Below are 19,436 nucleotides of genomic sequence, written 5' to 3'. Positions count from 1 at the left end.
AGAATGAGCGGGGAATCGAAGGGTGCGCTCGCCTCGTTCCGTGACGAAATCGAGCTCCCGGTGTTCGTCGGCGGCGCGATACTGACGATTCTCGCCATCGGTCTCATCGCCGCGCGGCCCACGGCGGCGGGCAAGGCGTTGACGACGTGGAACGAGTGGCTCTGGCGGGAGCTCGGCTGGATCTACATGTGGGCGATGTTCCTCGCCGTCGTGTTCTGCGTGTGGTTGCTGGTCGGCCCGTGGGGGAGTATCAAGTTCGGCGGCCCCGACGAGGACCCGGAGTTCTCGTACTTCTCGATGCTGGCGATGCTGTTCTCGGCCGGTCTCTCGACGGGACTGGTCTTCTACGGACCCGCCGAAGCGCTGTATCACTACAGCTCCGGTATGCCCTTCTTCGGGTCGAGCGCGGAGAGCGCGGCGGCGGTGCCCGACGCCATCCAGTATACGCTGTTGCACTGGGGCATCTCGCCGTGGTCGGCCTACCTCGTCGTCGGTATCACCATCTCCTACTACGTTCACCGGAAGAACGCCCCAATCAAGCCCTCGACGGTGTTCGCCCCCTTCATCGGCGTCGGCAACCTCGACCGGTGGTGGGTGAAACCGCTCGACATCGGGATGGTCGTCGTCTCCGTCGGTGGCGTCGCCGTCTCGCTCGGTTTCGTCGTGACCCAGTTCCTCTCGGGGATGGGCTACAACTACGGCGTCGAAGTCGGGAACCTCGGGACGCTCCTGGTTACGGTCGGGCTCACCGTCGGGTTCACCATCTCGGCGGCGCTGGGCGTGAAGAAGGGCATCCGTCGCATCTCGAACTTCAACATGTACCTGTTCGGGCTGTTGCTCTTCTTGATGTTCGTCTTCGGACCGACGGCGTACCTACTGACCGCAGGAACGCAGGCGCTCGGGGGGTATCTCAACGACTTCGTCTCGATGAGCCTCTACATGAATGCCGCCAACGACGTCTCGTGGGTCGGCGGCTGGACCGTCTTCTACTGGGCGTGGTGGTTCTCCTTCGCGCCGATGATCGGGATCTTCATCGCGCGAATCTGTCGCGGCCGCACGGTGCGACAGGTCGTCTTTGCCGGACTGGTCGGGACGTCCGCGGCGTCGTTCCCGTGGTTCGTCGTCATGGGCGGCTCCTCGCTGTGGGCCCAGCAGACCGATCGGGCCGACTTGCTCTCGGTCATGTCCGAACAGGGGATGTCCGTCGCTGGATTCCCGCTGTTCGAATCGCTCGTTCCCTTCGGAAACCTGTTTTCGGCCGCCTATCTGCTGCTGGTGCTCACGTTCCTCATCACGACGGTCGACTCGACGACGCTGAGTCTGGCGATGTTCACGACCGGCGGCGACTCGAACCCCTCGACGATAAACCGCGTCACCTGGGGCGTGCTGGTCGGGTTCCTCACGTCGCTGCTGCTCATCACCGGCGGCGTCAGCGCCCTGCAGGACCTCGTCGTCTTGCTGGGGCTGCCCATCGCGTTCGTCATCGCGCTGTGTGTCGTCGGAATGATTCTCGAACTGGAACAGGTCAGCCCCGTGCTCCTGACCGAGCGATACGGCGACGACACTGACGACACCGACTCACAGACGGTTGCTGGGTACGTCGCCAACCGTCGCCCCCTCCGCGGCGACGCGGACGACTGAATCGGTCGTTGCGTCGCTGTCGAACTATCTCGAAGACCGATTTTGCGACCGCGTCCGGCGCTACTCGAAGAGAACGTTGAGAACCGGAACCGGTGAGTCGAACAGGACCTTCTGCGTGACGCTGCCGAACAGGGCCTTGCCGGTCGGTGAGCGTTTCCGCCCGCCGACGACGACGTAGCGCGCGTCGATCTCGTCTGCATGGTCGGCGATCTCCTCGGCCGGGTCGCCGACTCTGACGGTCACTGTCGTCTTCGCTGCCGTCGTCTCGTCGGTCACGCGTTCGACGAGGTCACGCCCGGCCTCTTGGACCTCGTAGTTCTCGGCCGGGTTCTGTTGTTCGACGTCAGTCTCGACGAGCGAGACCAACTCCGACCGTTTCACGACGTGGAGTGCGTGAACGTCGGTCCCGAGGTCCGCCGCGAGTTCGTGGGCCTCGTCGAGTACTGTTGCTGCTCGCTCCGAGTCGTCTATCGCTGCCAGTATCGGCATAGTCGTTGTCTCGGCACAGACCGGCAAAAGCGTTCGGGACGGGCCGACTCGCCACGGGCACCGCGACGGTGCAACCCTAACTTTAAGATGGTGGGTCGAAATGTACACTATGAGCTATGAGTGACAAGACTGTGGTACTCGGTGGTTCCGGCGCGATGACGTCGGGCTGTGTCTATGACCTCCACAAGACGAGCGACTTCGACGAGATCGTCGTCGCCGACGCCGACGAGGAGAACGCGCGCCGACTCGTCGAGACGCTCGACGACGACCGGTTCCGGTTCGAACCAGTCGATGCGACGGACGCCGACGATATTGCCCGCGTGCTGGAAGACGCCGACTACGTGGTGAACGGCCTCCCCTACCAGTTCGAGGAGAACGTCCTCGACGCGATGGAAGCAGTCGGTGACCTGACCGGTGTCGACCTGAACGCCTTCGACTTCGACGACGTCCTCGACCGCTCCGAGGACTTCGCCGAGGCGGGCAACTCGCTGTGGTTCGCCAACGGCGGTCTCGTAAGCACTATCGCGCTCGGGATGGTCGCCTGCGAGACGCTCGACGACGTCGAAGACGTCAACTTCTACTGGGGGATGTGGCGACTGCTCACCCAGACGACACCCGGCCTGACGGATACGGTCACGTACGAACACGACCCGAACGTCGACGAACGAGCGAAGTGGGTCGACGGCGAGGTCATCGACGACCTGCCCGCGTTCAGCGAACAGCGCACCTTCGAGTTCCCAGAGCCCATCGGCGAGGAGTCGACGTACGTCATCTCCCACCCCGAACCCATCACGTTCCCCGAAGCGCCCATCGCACAGGAGAAGGACGTCGACACGATCATCACCCGCGGCGCGTGGCACGACGAGTGGAAGCAGTACGAGCGCACCCTCCACGCCGCGGACGCGTTCGACTCCGACGGCGTCGCCGTCGGGGACGAGACAGCAGACCCAGTTGAGGTGATGCAGGAACAGATAAAGGCCGAGGGCAAGGCGGGCGAGTCCGAATGGCGACCGCCGAGCGAGCTCTCGCCGGAGACAGAGTGGACGCCCCAGACGATTCTCTCCGCGGAGGTGACCGGCAGCGCCGACGGGAGCGCGGACCGGACCGTCCTCCACTTCGAACAGCCGTTCCCATTCTTCGACGGCAACGACATCACGCTGATGCGCGAGTATGGCTGTTACGTCGGTGTCCCGCTGTCCGTGACGCTCCAGTTGATGGCTGATGGTGCCGTCGAGGAGGACGGTATCTTCATCACCGAGACCAGCGGCCTCGACGCGCATCGGTACTTCGAGGAGATGGAATCTCGCGGATTCTCCCTCGTCGAAGAACAGACGCCTGGACGTGAATCGGCTATCGCGGCACAAGACTGAGTAACCGACGCGCGCGTAGCACGACACCCGAACTCTTGGAGCGGTACAGTGCGGTGGCTCCCGCTTTCTCCTAGATCACGGCAGGTATCGTTCGCCTCATTTGTTCTCTCGTTCGTCTCATCGCTTCGGATTAACCTTGATCGAATCTGGCCGTAGATGTAGAGTTCTGGAAGTATATGTGTATATCTATGAAATATTTGTACTCATAATTGCACTAGTATCCCCAGATTATCGTAATTGTTTGCTAAAATAGCATATATGGGTAGTTATATCAGATATGAACGATATATGAGTGATATCTATCATCTAAATAAGAGTATATGATCTTATATTTGACGAAATGCGAGTACAGTACGAGTAAGACTTACGGAACCTCCGTATACGTCAGCCAAAGGACTACAATTCCATCGAGAGAGCCATCTCGTCCGTGCAATCCGGAATTCTCAGACAACGCGCCACAGCGTGTTCACGTGAGCAAACACAGTCTATACGTTATCAAAACCTCTGTTCAGCATTGTAGGACATAGTTCCAAACTATCAGACGATCGGTCTCCGTCGTCGTCATATTCGCCGATTCTTCGAAAGTGCGGTTTTCTAGCGGTAGGTTGGCTATGGCGCGTGTGAACTACGCCCACGAATTGCGCATAATTAGGGTACTTTTGTTATTTCTATCGTTCAGCTATTTGGAACGCATTTTCCATTCTACAGAAACCACCGCTCTGAAAGTGAACGCCAGTTTCGGTAACGCGTCTAAATGGTCAGCGTACGAGATGGAGCAAGAACGCGAACCGCTGACGAGAGGGGGAGAGCGGCGTTCGGCGAGTATCTCGACTCCGGTCAGTAGTTCAGATAAACCGTCTTGCTGATGGTATAGAAGTCGAGGCCCGCATCACCTTGCTCTCGGTAGGTCTCACTGGACGACGCCTTCATCCCACCGAAGGGGACGTGCAGTTCGAGTCCGGTCGTCTTCTCGTTGGTCTTGACGACGCCAGCATCGACCTCGCGAACGAATCGATGCGCCTCCCGCAGGTCGTCGGTGACGACGCTGGCGGAGAGTCCCTGTGTCACACCGTTGGCGACGTCGAGCGCCTCTTCGAAGCTCCCGACGGATATGACAGAGAGAATTGGGCCGAACACCTCCTCCTGAGCGATTCGCATGTCCGGCTCGACGTCGGCGAAGACCGTCGGCTCGACGAAGTAGCCATCGGCCAGCTCGTCGTCAAGTCGGTTTCCACCCGTTTCGAGCGTCGCGCCTTCGTTCTGTGCGATCTCGACGTAGTCGAGCGTGCCCGCCAGTTCGGCCTCGCTGACGTGCGGTCCCATATCGGGGTCGTCGATGCCGGGACCGATCGAGAGCGACTCGGCGTACGCGACGATAGCGTCCACGAATTCGTCGTGGATGTCCTCGTGGACGACGGCTCTCGAACATGCGGTACAGGACTGGCCGGTCGTCCCGAACGCGCCGCTGCCGACGATGTCGGTCGCTTCGTCGATATCGGCGCTGGGCATGACGACGGTGGGGTTCTTCCCACCCATCTCCAGTTGGACGCGCTTCTGGTCCGGTGCGGCGGCCTGATAGACGATGTCGCCGACGGCTTCGCTACCAGTGAAGGAGACGGCGTCCACCCGGTCGTCGGTCGTGAGTACGTCGCCGACGGTGTCGCCCGGGCCGGTGACGAGGTTGCAGACGCCGTCGGGGAGTCCGGCGTCGTCGAGAACACGGACGAGCTCGATGGCCGTGACCGCGCCCGCCGTCGCCGGTTTCAGGGTGGCGGTGTTGCCGGTGGCAAGCGCAGGCGCGAGTTTCCAGGCCGGGATGGCGATCGGGTAGTTCCACGGCGTGATCGCCGAGACGACGCCGACGGGTTCGCGGTCGACGTAGAGGTACCGCTCCCGGGCGCTGCTGGCTCTCACCTCGCCGCCGATGTCGGCGGCCTTGCTGGCGTAGTAGTGAAAGATGTCGACCGCGCGCTGCAGTTCGCCCGTGGCCTCCGACCACGTCTTGCCCTCCTCGCGGACGAGCGTTTCCGTAATATCCTCTCGCCGAGTATCGAGCAGATTCCCCGCCTCGCGGATGATTGCGCCGCGTTCCGGGCCGGGGGTTGCCGCCCACTCCTCGCTTGCGGCCGCCGCCGCGTCCACTGCCGCCGTCGCGTCGGCTGCCGTCGACTGGGGAACTTCCCCGACTACCTCGTCCGGCGCGGCTGGGTTCCGACTCGCAATCGTCTCGCCCGATGCCGAGTCGCGCCACTCTCCGCCGATGAAGTTCTGATACGCCATCACGTATCGAGAGAGTTGTCGAAACTACTATACAAGTGTTTTGGTCAGGCAGTATCCGATACCCAAACATATTTTAACTATTAATCGTTCTCTCGCTGTATGCAGTACTACCAGCTAGGCGGCGACGACACCGGTCGGTTAGTCGTCTCGACAGAGCGCGGGCTGTACGACCTGACCGCGGCAAAGGCGCAGCTCCGCTCGTTTCGGGACCTCGCTAGTGCGGCGAGCGTCGCGGGAATGCTCCCGGACGACCTCGCCGCTCGGCACGTTCGTGAGGACAACGAGATCACGCGCGAGCGCGTCGAGGCGAATCACACCGTCCCCGTCACCGCGGACGAGGTGTGGGCCGCCGGCGTGACCTACCAGATAAGCGAGGAGGCTCGGCGACAGGAGAGCGACACGCCCGATATGTATCTGAACGTCTACGACGCGGAACGCCCCGAGGTATTCTTCAAGGCGACGCCGAGTCGGACGGTCGGGCCGGGCGAACGGGTCGGCATCCGAGAAGATTCCGAGTGGGACGTTCCGGAACCCGAGCTTGGCATCGTCCTCTACGAGGGCGAGACGGTGGGCTACACCATCGGCAACGACATGAGCAGTCGCTCTATCGAGGGGCAAAACCCCCTCTATCTCCCACAGGCGAAGGTGTACGACCGCTGCTGTTCGCTTGGTCCCAGCGTCGTAACCGACATCGAAGACCCCCACTCGCTGACGCTCTCGATGTCGATCCACCGCGACGGCGACTGTGTCTACAGCGGCGAGACGAACACGAGCGAGATGGTTCGGGACTGCGAGGAACTGGTGTCGTGTTACACCGCGCACAATAGCGTCCCCGAACTCGCCGTCTTGCTCACCGGGACGTCGCTGGTCCCCGACGAGGGATTCACGCTACAGGACGACGACCAGATCGACATCGACATCGAGGGGATCGGAACGCTACGCAACTCGGTGACGACCGTTTGAGGTCCTGCGACGCGCGTAGACGGGGGCTGTGTCTGCGATGCGGGTACGTCCCGTCTCACGGCGCGGACTGACCACGTGACAGCGACCGGCGTGCCCGTCGTGAGTGTCGACTATCCGGGCCGGTCGCACCGAACAGAGGTAACATCCCAGAAACGTTTTTTATGATGGACGTTCAGGTCAGCGTGTCGCATGAACTACGCAGATTTGCGTGACCCCAACGCAGAGTACACGATGCGCGACCTCTCGGGGGAGACGATGGGACTCACGGAGTCCCGCGGCGAGAGGCGCGATGTCGAGATTACCGACGTACAGACAGTCATCGTCGACGGCAACTACCCGTGGACGCTCGTCCGCGTTTACACGGACGCGGGCGTCGTCGGCAACGGTGAGGCCTACTGGGGCGGCGCGCTCCCCGAGATAATCGAACGGCTGAAGCCGTTCGTCGTCGGCGAGAACCCGCTTGACATCGACCGTCTGTACGAGCACATGGTCCAGAAGATGTCCGGCGAGGGGTCGGTCGCGGGTAAGGACATCGCCGCCATCTCGGGCATCGAACTCGCGCTACACGACGCCGCCGGGAAGGTACTGGACGTGCCTGCCTACCAGCTGCTGGGCGGGAAGTACCGCGACGCCGTCCGCGTCTACTGTGACTGTCACACCGAGGACGAAGCCGATCCGGTCGCGTGTGCCGACGAGGCCGAACGGGTCGTCGACGAACTGGGGTACGACGCCCTGAAGTTCGACCTTGACGTCCCCTCGGGCCACGAGAAGGACCGCGCGAACCGCCACCTTCGCAAGCCCGAGATCGACCACAAGGCCGAGATCGTCGAACGGGTCACCGAGCGAGTAGGTGACAAAGCCGACGCCGCCTTCGACTGCCACTGGGCGTTCGGCAGCGGGAGCGCGAAGCGACTCGCGGAAGCTCTCGAACCGTACGACGTGTGGTGGCTCGAAGACCCCGTGCCGCCGGAGAACCACGACGTTCAGCGCGACGTGACACAGTCGACGGGGACGCCCATCGCTGCCGGCGAGAACGTCTACCGAACGCACGGCCAGCGCCAGCTCATCACGGACGACGCGGTGGACATCATCGCGCCGGACGTGCCGAAGGTCGGCGGGATGCGCGAGTCGGCGAAGATCGCCACGCTCGCGGACATGTTCTACCTCCCGGTGGCGATGCACAACGTCTCCTCGCCCATCGGGACGCTCGCGTCGGCCCACGTCGGCGCGGCGATTCCCAACGCGCTCGCGCTGGAGTATCACTCCTACGAGCTCGGCTGGTGGGAGGACTTAGTCGAAGAGGACGACCTCATCGAAGACGGTCGCCTGCAAATCCCCGAAGCGCCCGGGCTCGGCGTGACGCTCGACTTAGACGCCGTCGAAGCACATCTCGTCGAGGGACAGGAACTGTTCGACGAAGCCTAATAGCTCACAACGACGTCCCTCGCCGAGGGCGGTTGCACCAGTTCGACGCGTATTGCCGCTCGAACTCCGCTCTCGGCCCCTTTTGTGGTCGATTCACTGCGATGAGCGATAGTTTTATATCCCATCAGACAGACCCGTATACCTGTATGGTCAAACGTGACAAACAAGACCGGACCATGGATCGGAGAAAGTACCTCGCAGCGTTGAGCGCAGGGGCCGCAGCCGGCATCGCCGGCTGTGGCGGTGACGGCGGTGACGGCGGCGGTGGCGATGGCGGCTCCGGTGGCGACGGTGGTAGCGGCAACGGCAGCACCGGCGGCACGAGCGGCGGACAATCGGGAGCCACACTCGAAGTTCTTCACGGCTGGGCCGGGGGGGATGGTGAGGCTGCCATCAACGCGCTCATCGAGACGTTCAAAGAGGCACATCCGGACGTAGACACGAACTTCCAGGCTGTCGGGGCGAGCGCGAACGTCAACCTGAACGCGACGATCCTGCGACGGATGGTGAACAACAACCCGATGAGTTCTTTCGCCAACTGGCCGGGGAAGAACCTCGAACGCTACCGGGGGAACTTGATGGACCTCGAATCGGACGTGTGGGACGCCGCAGGGTACAAGGACACGATGCAGAGTCGCGCCGTGGAACTCTGTACGTTCAACGAGAAGATGCCGGCCATCCCGCTCGGCTCCCACCGGATGAACAACCTCTTTTACAACATCTCGGCGTTCGAAGAGGCCGGTGTCGACCCGCAGAGTCTCGACAGCATCGACGCCCTGATGAGCGCGCTCGAAACCATCAACTCGGAGACGGATATCACGCCGATGGGACAGGCGATGGTCGCGCCATGGACCGTCCTGCAGCTGTGGGCCGTGGTCCTGATGGGCCAGTCCGGCGTGGACGCCTACATGAACTTCATCGAGGGCAACGGCGACAAGCAGCAGATAGTCTCGGCGCTGGAAGCCGTCAAAGAGATTCAGCAGAACTACATAACCAACGACGCCTCGTCGGTGAGTTTCACCGACGTCGGCGGGAAGATGATCAACGGCGAAGTCGCGTGTATGCACCAGGGGAACTGGCTCGCGGGGCAGTTCCGTAGCGACGACCAGTTCAACTACAAGGAGCAGTGGGACTGGATCCCCTTCCCCGGTACCGAAGGCGTCTACGGCTACCACATCGACGCCATCGTCGCGCCCGCGAACAACCCAACGCCCGAACAGACGGTCACGTGGGAGACGTTCGTCGGGACCAAAGAGGCACAGGTCGCGTTCAACAACCTGAAAGGGTCCGTCCCGGTCAGGACGGACATCGATTCGAGCCAACTCGGCGACTTCATCGCGATGACCTACGAAGACCTCACCAACTCCGAGCGGTACCCGCCGACCATCGCCCACGGCCTCGCTGTGACGCCCGAGCAGATGGGGGCATGCAAGACAGCGATGAGCGACAACATGATGGGGCCCTACGACACCAGTGCGGCGGCTGACGCGCTACTCAGTGCGGTCTCACAGTAACGCACCGGACAACTGAACTATTTATTACTAAGGAACGAAATCAGTCTATCTATGGATACGCACGAAACGGCCGATGCCACGAAGACATCCGCCGAAGAGGTCGACTGGGAGACGAAGGTACGGTACTTCCTCAACAGCGACTTCGTTCGTTCGTCGCCGTACTGGGGACTCCCCTTCGTCATCATGGGAATCGCCGTCTACGGTGGGATGGGATTCAACGTCGCTATTTCACTCACCGACGCCCGAGGGCTCACTCCACCAGATTATAGCCTGAGCAACCTGGACCTGGAGATGTACACGCAGGTCTTCGAGAGTTCCGCGTTCGTCCAAGCAACGCAGAACAACCTCGTGTTGCTCGTTACGTTTACGACGATCTGTCTCTTCCTCGGGCTGTTCCTGGCCGTGCTCATCGACCAGGGGATTCGGTTCGACGACAAGATACAGACGATATACCTGTTGCCGATGAGTCTCTCGTTCGTCGTTACGGCCCAGATGTGGCTCTGGATGTTCAACTACGACAACGGGCTGTTGAACATCATCGTGACCGCGTTCGGGTTCGGCCCGGTCAACTGGATCGGGAACCCGTCTATCGCGCTGGGGGCGATAATCTTCGCGCTCATCTGGCAGTTCAGCGGCTACGCGATGGTCGTCTACTTAGCCGGCCTGCGCTCGCTCCCCGACGATCAGTTCGAGGCCGCCCACGTCGACGGCGCGAGCACGATGAAGACCTACTTGCGCATCATCATTCCCCAGTTGAAGGAGTCTTCAGTCAGCGCGGCCGTGGTGCTGATGGTGTTCGCGCTGAAGGCGTTCACCTTCCTGTACGCACTGACCGGCCGCTACCGACCGCCGAACGGGACCGACATCCTGGCGACGCTGATGGTCCGTGAAGCGTTCAAGTTCGGGAAGTGGGCGTACTCGGCGACGATCGCCACGTACCTGATGCTACTCGCACTGGGCGTCATCGCACCGTACCTCTACTACCAGTACAAACAGGGGAGCCTCTAACAATGTCACAGTCGACTTCCGGCTCGAACATCGACGTCGCATCGCTCGTCGAAGACGTAAATCTCGCTCGTATCGCCCAGTACGTCTTGGTCATCATCTTCATCGGCTTCTTCCTCGCACCGCTGGAGACGGGTATCATGACGGCACTGAAGACCAACGAAGCCGTCGCGCGGACGATTCCGCTCGCTCCGCCGACCGGAGAAGGGTTCACCTGGGGCAACATGCAGTTCGCATTCGAGCGGCTCTCGGGCGCGTTCTTCAACTCGCTATTCATGGCGATCCCGGCGACCATCGGAAGCGTCCTCTTCGGCAGCATGGCTGCCTACGGCCTCACGATGGTCAACTGGCGCGGCCAGATGGGAGTACTCGTGTTGTTCCTCATCGGTATCTTCCTGCCGTATCAGGCAGTGTTGGTGCCGCTAGCGCGGTTCTGGAACAACATCTTCCCGCTCGCCTCGATGCTCGGGCCGACGTTTGCGGCGTTGCCGTTCCTTCAGGCGTACCACTCGAACCTCGTCCCGCTCATCATCACGCACATCGCGTACGGGATTCCCATCTGTACGATCCTCTTCCGGTCGTACTACCAGAGCCTCCCGAACTCGCTCGTCGAGGCCGCAAAGATCGACGGCGCATCCATCTCGAAGATCTACCGCCGCGTCGTCCTCCCTATCTCGAAGCCGATGTTCGGCGTCGTCTTCATCTACCAGTTCACGCAGATCTACAACGAGTTCCTCTTCGCGTTCACGCTCATCACTGGTTCCGACACGCAAGAGGCGGTGGTAACGCTCATCCTGCCGGCAGTCGGTGCCTCGACGTCCGGTATCGACTTCGGGATCCGCATGTCCGCGGCGTTCCTCGCGGCGATTCCGACGCTCATCATCTACGTCGCCTTCGCGGAGCAATTTGCGAAGGGCCTGCGGACGGGAGGTGGATGAGCATGGGACGAATCTCGATCGAGCACATGACCAAGCGGTTCGGCGAGACGGTGGCAGTCGACGACCTCTCGCTGGAGATCGAAGACAGCGAGTTCCTCGTGCTCGTCGGTCCCTCGGGCTGTGGCAAGTCCACGACGCTTCGCTGTCTCGCGGGACTTGAGACGCCGACGGAGGGCGACATCTACATCGCCGGCGACCACATGAACTACCGCGTTCCGCAGAACCGGGACATCGCGATGGTGTTCCAGGATTACGCGCTCTACCCCCACATGACCGTCCGGCAGAACATCCGATTCGGGCTCGAAGAGGAAGAAGGATACACGAAAGCAGAGCGCAACGACCGCGTCGAGGAGATCGCCGCGACGCTCGGCATCTCCGACCTACTCGACCGCAAGCCCGACGAACTCTCCGGCGGGCAACAACAGCGCGTGGCGCTCGGCCGTGCCATCGTCCGTGACCCGGAAGTGTTCTTGATGGACGAGCCGCTGTCGAACCTGGACGCGAAACTCCGCGCGGATATGCGGACGGAGCTGCAACAACTCCAGAACAACTTCGACGTGACGACGGTGTACGTCACCCACAACCAGACGGAAGCGATGACGATGTCCGACCGCATCGCCGTGATGAACGACGGTGAACTCCAGCAGGTCGGCGGACCGCTGGAGTTGTATCACGAACCGAACAACCGCTTCGTCGCCGGGTTCATCGGCGAACCGATGATGAACTTCATCGAGGGAACCAACGACGCGGGCACGTTCGTCGGAACGTACATCGAGTACCCCTTCGACAGCGACATCCGCGACGCTGTCCAGGGAACCGACGACGTCGTCCTCGGCGTCAGGCCGGAGGACCTCGAAATCGAGTCGGCCGAGGGAGCCGACCCCGCAGACCTCGGGGACCATGCGTTCTTGATGAACGTCTCCGTCGTCGAACCCCACGGCGACCAGAACGTCCTGCACCTGAACCACCCAGAAGACACGGACCAGGAGGACCTCTTGCACGCACTCACCAGCGGGACGAACATCTTCGAAGCGGGGACGACGGTCGTGGTCTCTATCGACCCGAACAACGTCCACGTCTTCGATGGACGGACCGGCGACGCGTTGCACAATCGAAGCGTCGAACCCGAAGCGGAGGTGACGAACGTCTAATGGCCCGTTTGACACTCGACGACGTGACCAAGGTGTTCGACGACGGCGAGGACGAAATCGTCGCCGTCGAGGACGTCTCGCTCGACATCGAGGACGGGGAATTCCTCGTTCTCGTCGGGCCCTCGGGCTGTGGGAAATCGACGACGCTGCGGATGATCGCCGGACTAGAGACGATTACCGACGGCGAGATCCGCCTCGGGACGGAGACGCTGAACGACATGAAGACCCAGGACCGAGACATCGCCATGGTGTTCCAGTCCTACGCGCTCTACCCCCACCTCACGGCCCGGGAGAACATGTCCTTCGGGCTGGAGGAGTCCACCGAGATGTCCGATAGCGAGATTGACAGCCGCGTCACCGAGGCTGCGGAGATGATGGGCATCGAGGACCTGTTGGACCGGAAACCGGGCCAACTCTCCGGCGGCCAACAACAGCGCGTGGCGCTCGGCCGTGCCATCGTCCGTGACCCGGAAGTGTTCTTGATGGACGAACCGCTGTCGAACCTGGACGCGAAACTGCGCGCGGAGATGCGCACGGAACTCCAGCAACTCCAGCAGCAACTCGGCGTGACGTCCGTCTACGTCACCCACGACCAGACCGAGGCGATGACGATGTCCGACCGCATCGCCGTGATGAACGACGGGAAACTCCAGCAGGTCGGTCGGCCGTTGGAACTCTACCACGAACCGGCCAACCTGTTCGTCGCCGAGTTCATCGGGGAGCCGTCGATGAACTTCCTGACCGGCCGACACGAGCGGTCGTCGTTCGTCTCCGACAATATCGAGTACCCCTTCGCCGACGATATCGATCGGGCCGTCGGTGACGTAACGGACGTCATCCTCGGCATCCGCCCGGAGGACGTCGAGATCGTCTCCGGCTCCAGCGTCACCGCCAATGGCACGGGCGACGACGCCGCCCACGAGTTCGAGATGACGGCGACCGTCGTCGAACCGATGGGCAACCAAAACGTCGTCCACCTGGAGTTCCCGGGCGAGACAGCGGGGACCGAGGACCTCGTCGCCATCACCGAAGGGTCGCGAAAAATCAAAGAGGGCAGCTCCGTGACGGTGCGTCTTCCCCAGGACGCCGTCCACGTCTTCGATACGAAGACCGGCGAGACGCTCCACGACCGGCGGCTCACCTTCAACGAACAGGCGCTTCGGCTGTAATATTCGGCGCTACTCTCTCCCTCTTTTTCCACCGACTCTCGACGCTCAGAAGGCGCTATCGGCGAAGCCGCCGTCGACGGTGAGGACTTCACCCGTCACGTACGAGGAGGCGTCACTCGCCAGATAGACGGCCGCGCCGACCATCTCCTCGCGGTCCGCGACCCGACCGAGCGGCGTTCTGCCGTCGATCTTCTCCCGCTTCTCGGTGCCCTCGGCGTACGTCTCGGCGTTCTGGGGCGTGATGACGAACCCGGGCGCGATGGCGTTGACGCGGATTTCGGGCGCGAGTTCCTTCGCCGACGCACGGGTGAACGCCTCGACGCCGCCTTTCGCGGCCGAGTACGCGGGAAGGTTCGCCATGGCGAGCCGTGCGGCCAGCGAGGAGATGTTGACGATGGAGCCGCCTTCGTCCATCGCCGGAGCCATCGCCTGTGTGACCCTGCGAACGCCATCTAGGGCCACATCCGTGACGAAGTCCCAGTCGTCGTCGCCGATGTCCCGAACCGTCTCCCGGGAGATAGCTCCCTGCGAAGCGACGACGATATCGACGCCGCCAAACGCGTCTTCGGCCGTCTCACGCACCTCGTCGAGCGTCTCGGCCTCCGTCACGTCGCACGTGACGCGCGCGGTGTCGACGCCGTATCCTTCAATCTCCGTGGCCGTCGCCTCGACGGCGTCCTCGCTGCGACTGGTGGCGATGACGTCCGCGCCCTCCGACGCGAATCCGAGGGCGATAGCCTGTCCGATTCCGCTGGTCCCACCGACGACGACGGCCCGTTTGTCCGCAACTGTCACTGGCGTGTGTTCGTAGGAAACCATACGCCACACGTCGGCGCGTGCCTATTTGACGTTTGTGGACCTAAGAGCGACTACCAACATCGCGCCCGCCGGAAGGAGTATCTCGAGAGTCCCCTCCGGCGAACTCCTTGCCACTACCAACCGCTAGGCTGGGAACCATAGAATTATTACGCCCGAGTGATTCCCAAACCGTATGCGTGGACTAGCCAAGGTAAACCGTAGTCACGGCGCTATGGAGTTCGTCGACCGCGACCGACCGGAACCGGCCGCCGACGAGGCGCTCGTCGAAGTCGACTACGCCGGTCTCTGTGGAAGCGATGCAGGCATCTACGAGTTCGAGTCGGCCTTCGAGCGGATGGACCTCCCGACGGTCATCGGCCACGAGTATTCCGGGCGCGTCGTCGAGGTAGGCGACGCCGTCACGAAGTTCGACGTGGGCGACCGAGTCGTCGAGCGACCGATTCGGGGCTGTGGCGACTGCTATCAGTGCGAAATCGGGGAATCGAACGTCTGTCAGAACGCGGTCATTACGGGCGTCGACCACGACGGGGCCTACGAGCAGTTCGTCGCCGTCCCCGAACGGGCGCTGCATCCGGTTCCCGACAGCGTCGAACAGCAACACGCCGCGATGGTCGAGCCCACGAGCATCGCCGCCCGCGCGGTCATCGAGAACTCGCGGGTTTCGGCGGGCGACCGCGTCCTCGTGGAGGGGCCGGGGCCGATCGGTCTCCTCACGGCACAGATTGCCGACACACAGGGCGGCAAAGTGCTCGTCTCCGGCGTCGGCCAGGACGCCGAGTACCGCCTGCCGCTCGCGGAGGAGTTGGGCTTCGAGACGGTCAACGTCACCGAGGACGACGTGGCGGCGCGCCGCGAGGCCGTCACCGACGGCGTCGGCTACGACGTGGTGTTCGACACGACGGGTCATCCTTCGGGGCTCCCTTCGGCCGTCGACGAGGTGCGAAAGGGCGGCCAAATCGTGCTCATCGGACAGACGGGAGAGACGACGATGCCGTACTCCCCGCTGGTCCGCTCGGAGATCGACCTCCAGTGTTCCTACGCCTCGATGTACGACGACTTCGACCGCTCGCTCAGACTTATCGACAGAGGAGACGTGGACGCCGAGACGTTCCTCGACGACCGGTTCTCCCTCTTAGCGGCCGACGAGGCCTTCGAGGCGTTCGTCGCGGGCCAGACGTGCAAGCCGGTCTTCGATGTCTCAGAACTCCACGACTGAGGGGGCCATCTCTCGGTCGGCCCCAGCTACTTCTCCGCTACCTGATACGTGTCCGAAGATTTTACTCCCCGTCTCCGGTAGCCAGTAGCGATGAAAGACTGGCTCGACACCTACGATGAACGCGACTGGCAGACGACGACCGAGGGTAGCGTCCGATACGCGCTATTGGGACTGGGCTGGTGGACGATGGACCTCGCCCTGCCGGCCATCGAGAACTCCGACCTCGGCGAGGTGACGACGCTCGTCAGCAGTTCGACGGCGAAGGCACAGCGGCTGGCCGAGGAGAACGATGTTGACCACGGCATCAGCTACGACGAGTTCCACGACGGCGAGGCGAGCGACGCCTACGACGCGGTGTACATCGGCACGCCGAACGCCTACCACCTCGAATACGTTGAGACCGCGGCCGACCTCGGCAAGGCGATTCTCTGTGAGAAGCCCATGGAATCCACCGTCGAACGGGCCGAGCAGATGGTCGACGCCGCAGAGAGCGAGGACGTGCCGCTGATGGTTGCCTACCGGATGCACACCGACCCCGCCGTGCGACGCACGAAAGAACTGATTGCGGACGGCTTCATCGGTGACCCGGTCTCGGTGTACGGCAACAACACCCAACCACTCTTGGAGATGATGCCGGACCACGATCAGTGGCGACTCGACCCGGACATTTCGGGGTACGGCACCTCGGTGATGGACCTGGGCATCTACTCACTCAATACGGCCCGTTTCATCTTAGACCGGGACCCCGTGGCCGTCCAGTCACAGATGAGTTCCCACCACGAAGCGTTCGCCGACGTACCCGACGAACGCTCGGGGTCGGTCCTCGTCCTTGAAGATGACGTGAAGATGATCACGACGACGAGCCAGAACGCCCACGAGGATACGCAACTGAAGCTAACCGGCACTGGGGGACAGATCGACCTGCGCCCGGCGTTCCACGGCAAGTGTACGATGCACCTCTCCCGCGGCGATATGTCGGCCACGGTCTCCCACGAGGCGTTCGACTCACAGCGCGAGATGCGCGAGGAGTTCGATTACTTCGCCGACCGGGTGCTCACGGATGGCGAGTTCGTCGCCGACGGTCACCACGGCCTCCAAGACATGCGAATCATCCGCGCCATCCATCAGGCTGCAGAGAGCGGTGACGTGATCGAGCTGTAGGGATCAGTCGTCTCGGCACCGCTTCGTTGCCATCTCACCGTCTCGCCGTCTCTGTCCGTCGTACCGACTGTCCGGACAGTATATTCCGCTGAATAGCTATCTCGATAAAATGAACAACTGTTTTGTGTGTCTGAATCGAGATAGTGGATATGCCGAGTACAGCCCAAAACCCCGTCAAGTCCGTCGGCACGACATTCGAGATACTCAACGCGCTGAAGGAACTGGGCGGTGCCCGCGTGACCGACCTCGCGCGTCACCTCGATTTGCCGAAGAGCACCGTCCACAACTACCTCAGCACGCTCGAACAGGAGGAGTATATCGTCAAGGACGACAACGTCTATCGGGTCGGACTCCGGTTCTTAGAGCTCGGCGCGTACTCGCGTCACGAGCGAAAACTGTTCCAGATAGCGAAACCCGAAGTGGACCGTCTCGCCGACGAGACCGGGGAACTGGCGAACATCCTCGTCGAAGAACACGGCCGCGGGTCGTACCTCTATCGGGCCTACGGCGAACAGGCGGTCCGGGTGAAAGCACACGTCGGCACGCGCGTCTCACTCCACACGACGGCGCTTGGCAAGGCCATTCTCGCGTATCTCCCCGAGGAACGCGTCGACGAGATCGTCGACCGGCACGGGCTGACCGGGAACACCGAGCAGTCCATCGAGAGTCGCGCGGAACTCGAAGAGACCCTCGACGCCATCCGCGAACGCGGCGTGGCGTTCGACGACGAAGAACGGCTCAATGGCCTCCGCTGTGTCGCTGCACCGGTACTCGACAACAGCGACCGTATCATCGGCGCCATCAGCGTCGCCGGGCCGACCAACCGCTTTCGCGGCGACCGGTTCCGCGAGGAACTCCCGCAGAAGGTACTCGAAGTCGCGAACGTCATCGAGCTCAACTTCACGTACTCGTAACTCGGCGAACGAACTGGTATTCACTATAGCTGAACGAATATTTCCAGATACCGACTACTGTTTCGAGCCTGACGATAGTCGATTCATCGGTTCGAGGAGGGCTCACGCCGGGTTCCGCTCGACCGACAGGACGGTGCCAGCGACGGCGTTCGAATAACAGACGTACGTGGATTAGCTATTCGTTCACCATTACTGAACGGCGATTCGGCAAACAGTCGGACGGTGAGTCGAGATTGGCTCGTGACAGCGTCGACGGCGGAAACAGCGAGCGGGTGTGACGAACCACTAGGTTTATTCTACTGCCACTCGCCCACATCGGTATGCGATTCGGAGTTCTCAGCACAGCGAACATCGGCGTCGAATCTGTCATCCCGGGCATCGTCGCGAGCGAACACGAAGTCGGAGCGATCGCCTCACGGGACGTGAGTCGGGCTGAATCGGTCGCCGAGCGGCACGACATCCCCGAGACGTACGGCAGTTACGAGGCGTTGCTCGACGACGACGGACTGGACGCCGTCTACATCCCGCTCCCGAACGGTCTCCACGCCGAGTGGGTTCGAAAGGCCGCCGACGCGGGCTTGCACGTCCTCTGTGAGAAGACGCTCACCGAGAACGCCGAGGAGACGCGTGCGGTGTTCGACTACTGCGCCGACCGCGGCGTCACGCTGATGGAGGGGTTCATGTATCGCTTCCACCCGTTGACCGAGCGCGCGGCCGAGATCGTCGAGACCGAACTGGGCGAGGTTCGCAACGTCACGTCGACGTTCACGTTTCGGCTACCCGACGGCGCGGAGGACATCCGGATTGATCCGGATCTGGCGGGTGGCAGCGTCATGGACGTGGGCTGTTACGCCGTCAGCGCGGCACGACTGTTCCTCGGCAATCCCGAGCGAGCCTACGGCGTGACGAACGACAAGCGCGACTGCGGCGTCGAGACGGAGATGACGGGCGTCCTCGAATACGAAAACGGTGCGACGGCGCGACTCCAGTCCGGGTTCGAGACGCCACTGACGCAGTACTACCGCGTCGAGACCACCGACGGGTGGCTCCGTGCGGAACCGACCTTCGACATCGGCGTCGAGAATCCGACGCAACTGACCTACGCCGTCGACGGCGAGGAGGAGACGGAATCGTTCGATGCGACGGACCACTACCGTCTCGAAGTCGAACATTTCGCCGACAGCGTCGAGGCCAGCGAGGAGCCCCGAGTTGGCCGAGACGAAAGCGTCGACATCATGCGCATCATCGACGCGCTGTACGAGAGCGGTGACGACGGACAGCCGGTCGCCCTCGACTGACCGCTAGTTGGTCGGAATTCGTCGATGTATCGCTCACAGCTGGCACGTCTGGCTGTGTTAGTACCCCCAATGATAGATATAGT

The 19,436-nt window shown here is 62.3% G+C and carries 16 protein-coding genes; 13 read left to right on the top strand and 3 right to left on the bottom strand.

The genetic code is table 11. The features are described from left to right. The first annotated feature begins 3 nt into the window (after nt 1–3). Entirely contained in the window at nt 4–1,641 is a 1,638-nt protein-coding gene (locus E4S61_RS10830) for a BCCT family transporter (RefSeq protein ID WP_135303948.1), read from the top strand. Nucleotides 1,642–1,701: 60 nt separating this feature from the next. Here the strand turns inward: E4S61_RS10830 and E4S61_RS10825 are convergent, their stop codons facing one another. Next, on the bottom strand, nt 1,702–2,130 hold the full coding sequence (locus E4S61_RS10825; RefSeq protein ID WP_135303947.1) for a universal stress protein: 429 nt from the start codon (nt 2,128–2,130) through the stop codon (nt 1,702–1,704). 116 nt (nt 2,131–2,246) lie between these two features. Between E4S61_RS10825 and E4S61_RS10820 the strand changes: the two genes are divergently transcribed. After that, nucleotides 2,247–3,500 carry a saccharopine dehydrogenase family protein gene (locus E4S61_RS10820; RefSeq protein WP_135303946.1) on the top strand — a complete coding sequence of 418 codons (1,254 nt, stop codon included), beginning with the start codon at nt 2,247–2,249 and terminating at the stop codon, nt 3,498–3,500. A gap of 837 nt (nt 3,501–4,337) precedes the next feature. On the opposite strand, the gene xacF is transcribed toward E4S61_RS10820, so the two are convergent. Continuing rightward, nucleotides 4,338–5,780 (bottom strand): 2,5-dioxovalerate dehydrogenase, encoded by a 1,443-nt coding sequence (xacF, locus tag E4S61_RS10815; protein ID WP_135303945.1) that lies wholly within the window; start codon nt 5,778–5,780, stop codon nt 4,338–4,340. Nucleotides 5,781–5,879: 99 nt separating this feature from the next. On the opposite strand from xacF, the gene E4S61_RS10810 reads away from it, so the two are divergent. From E4S61_RS10810 to E4S61_RS10780, 7 genes are all read left to right on the top strand, one after another. Continuing rightward, nucleotides 5,880–6,743: a fumarylacetoacetate hydrolase family protein gene (locus tag E4S61_RS10810; RefSeq protein ID WP_135303944.1), complete on the top strand. Its 864-nt coding sequence runs from the start codon at nt 5,880–5,882 to the stop codon at nt 6,741–6,743. 189 nt (nt 6,744–6,932) lie between these two features. Continuing rightward, the gene (locus tag E4S61_RS10805; RefSeq protein ID WP_135303943.1) at nt 6,933–8,168 is read left to right on the top strand and encodes a mandelate racemase/muconate lactonizing enzyme family protein; all 1,236 of its coding nucleotides are present in this window, start codon (nt 6,933–6,935) and stop codon (nt 8,166–8,168) included. 176 nt (nt 8,169–8,344) lie between these two features. After that, nucleotides 8,345–9,682 (top strand): ABC transporter substrate-binding protein, encoded by a 1,338-nt coding sequence (locus E4S61_RS10800; protein ID WP_135304688.1) that lies wholly within the window; start codon nt 8,345–8,347, stop codon nt 9,680–9,682. A gap of 51 nt (nt 9,683–9,733) precedes the next feature. Further along, nucleotides 9,734–10,690: a carbohydrate ABC transporter permease gene (locus E4S61_RS10795; protein WP_135303942.1), complete on the top strand. Its 957-nt coding sequence runs from the start codon at nt 9,734–9,736 to the stop codon at nt 10,688–10,690. 2 nt (nt 10,691–10,692) lie between these two features. After that, nucleotides 10,693–11,625, top strand: a complete 933-nt coding sequence (locus E4S61_RS10790) for a carbohydrate ABC transporter permease (RefSeq protein ID WP_135303941.1) — start codon at nt 10,693–10,695, stop codon at nt 11,623–11,625. A gap of 2 nt (nt 11,626–11,627) precedes the next feature. Further along, on the top strand, nt 11,628–12,776 hold the full coding sequence (locus E4S61_RS10785) for an ABC transporter ATP-binding protein (RefSeq protein ID WP_135303940.1): 1,149 nt from the start codon (nt 11,628–11,630) through the stop codon (nt 12,774–12,776). Continuing rightward, nucleotides 12,776–13,945 (top strand): ABC transporter ATP-binding protein, encoded by a 1,170-nt coding sequence (locus E4S61_RS10780; protein ID WP_135303939.1) that lies wholly within the window; start codon nt 12,776–12,778, stop codon nt 13,943–13,945. The genes E4S61_RS10785 and E4S61_RS10780 overlap by 1 nt, the downstream gene beginning before the upstream one ends. Nucleotides 13,946–13,990: 45 nt before the next feature. Here E4S61_RS10780 and E4S61_RS10775 read toward each other — a convergent pair whose 3' ends face one another. Beyond that, nucleotides 13,991–14,764: an SDR family NAD(P)-dependent oxidoreductase gene (locus E4S61_RS10775; protein WP_135303938.1), complete on the bottom strand. Its 774-nt coding sequence runs from the start codon at nt 14,762–14,764 to the stop codon at nt 13,991–13,993. Nucleotides 14,765–14,936: 172 nt separating this feature from the next. Here E4S61_RS10775 and E4S61_RS10770 point away from each other — a divergent pair, with 172 nt between their 5' ends. From E4S61_RS10770 to E4S61_RS10755, 4 genes are all read left to right on the top strand, one after another. Continuing rightward, on the top strand, nt 14,937–15,980 hold the full coding sequence (locus E4S61_RS10770) for a zinc-dependent alcohol dehydrogenase (protein WP_135303937.1): 1,044 nt from the start codon (nt 14,937–14,939) through the stop codon (nt 15,978–15,980). Nucleotides 15,981–16,070: 90 nt separating this feature from the next. Beyond that, nucleotides 16,071–17,141 (top strand): D-xylose 1-dehydrogenase Gfo6, encoded by a 1,071-nt coding sequence (gene gfo6 / locus E4S61_RS10765; RefSeq protein WP_135303936.1) that lies wholly within the window; start codon nt 16,071–16,073, stop codon nt 17,139–17,141. Between the two features lie 149 nt (nt 17,142–17,290). Beyond that, nucleotides 17,291–18,055, top strand: coding sequence for an IclR family transcriptional regulator (locus E4S61_RS10760; protein WP_135303935.1), 765 nt, complete (start codon nt 17,291–17,293; stop codon nt 18,053–18,055). A 320-nt stretch (nt 18,056–18,375) separates the two neighbouring features. Beyond that, nucleotides 18,376–19,353 (top strand): Gfo/Idh/MocA family protein, encoded by a 978-nt coding sequence (locus E4S61_RS10755; RefSeq protein ID WP_135303934.1) that lies wholly within the window; start codon nt 18,376–18,378, stop codon nt 19,351–19,353. Nucleotides 19,354–19,436 lie beyond the last annotated feature (83 nt).

Origin of the sequence: Haloarcula amylovorans (assembly GCF_004681185.1) — an archaeon.
In the GTDB taxonomy this organism is placed as follows: domain Archaea; phylum Halobacteriota; class Halobacteria; order Halobacteriales; family Haloarculaceae; genus Haloarcula; species Haloarcula amylovorans.
The sequence above is the reverse complement of the archived record's forward strand: the minus strand, read 5'-3'. Positions and strand labels throughout refer to the sequence as shown.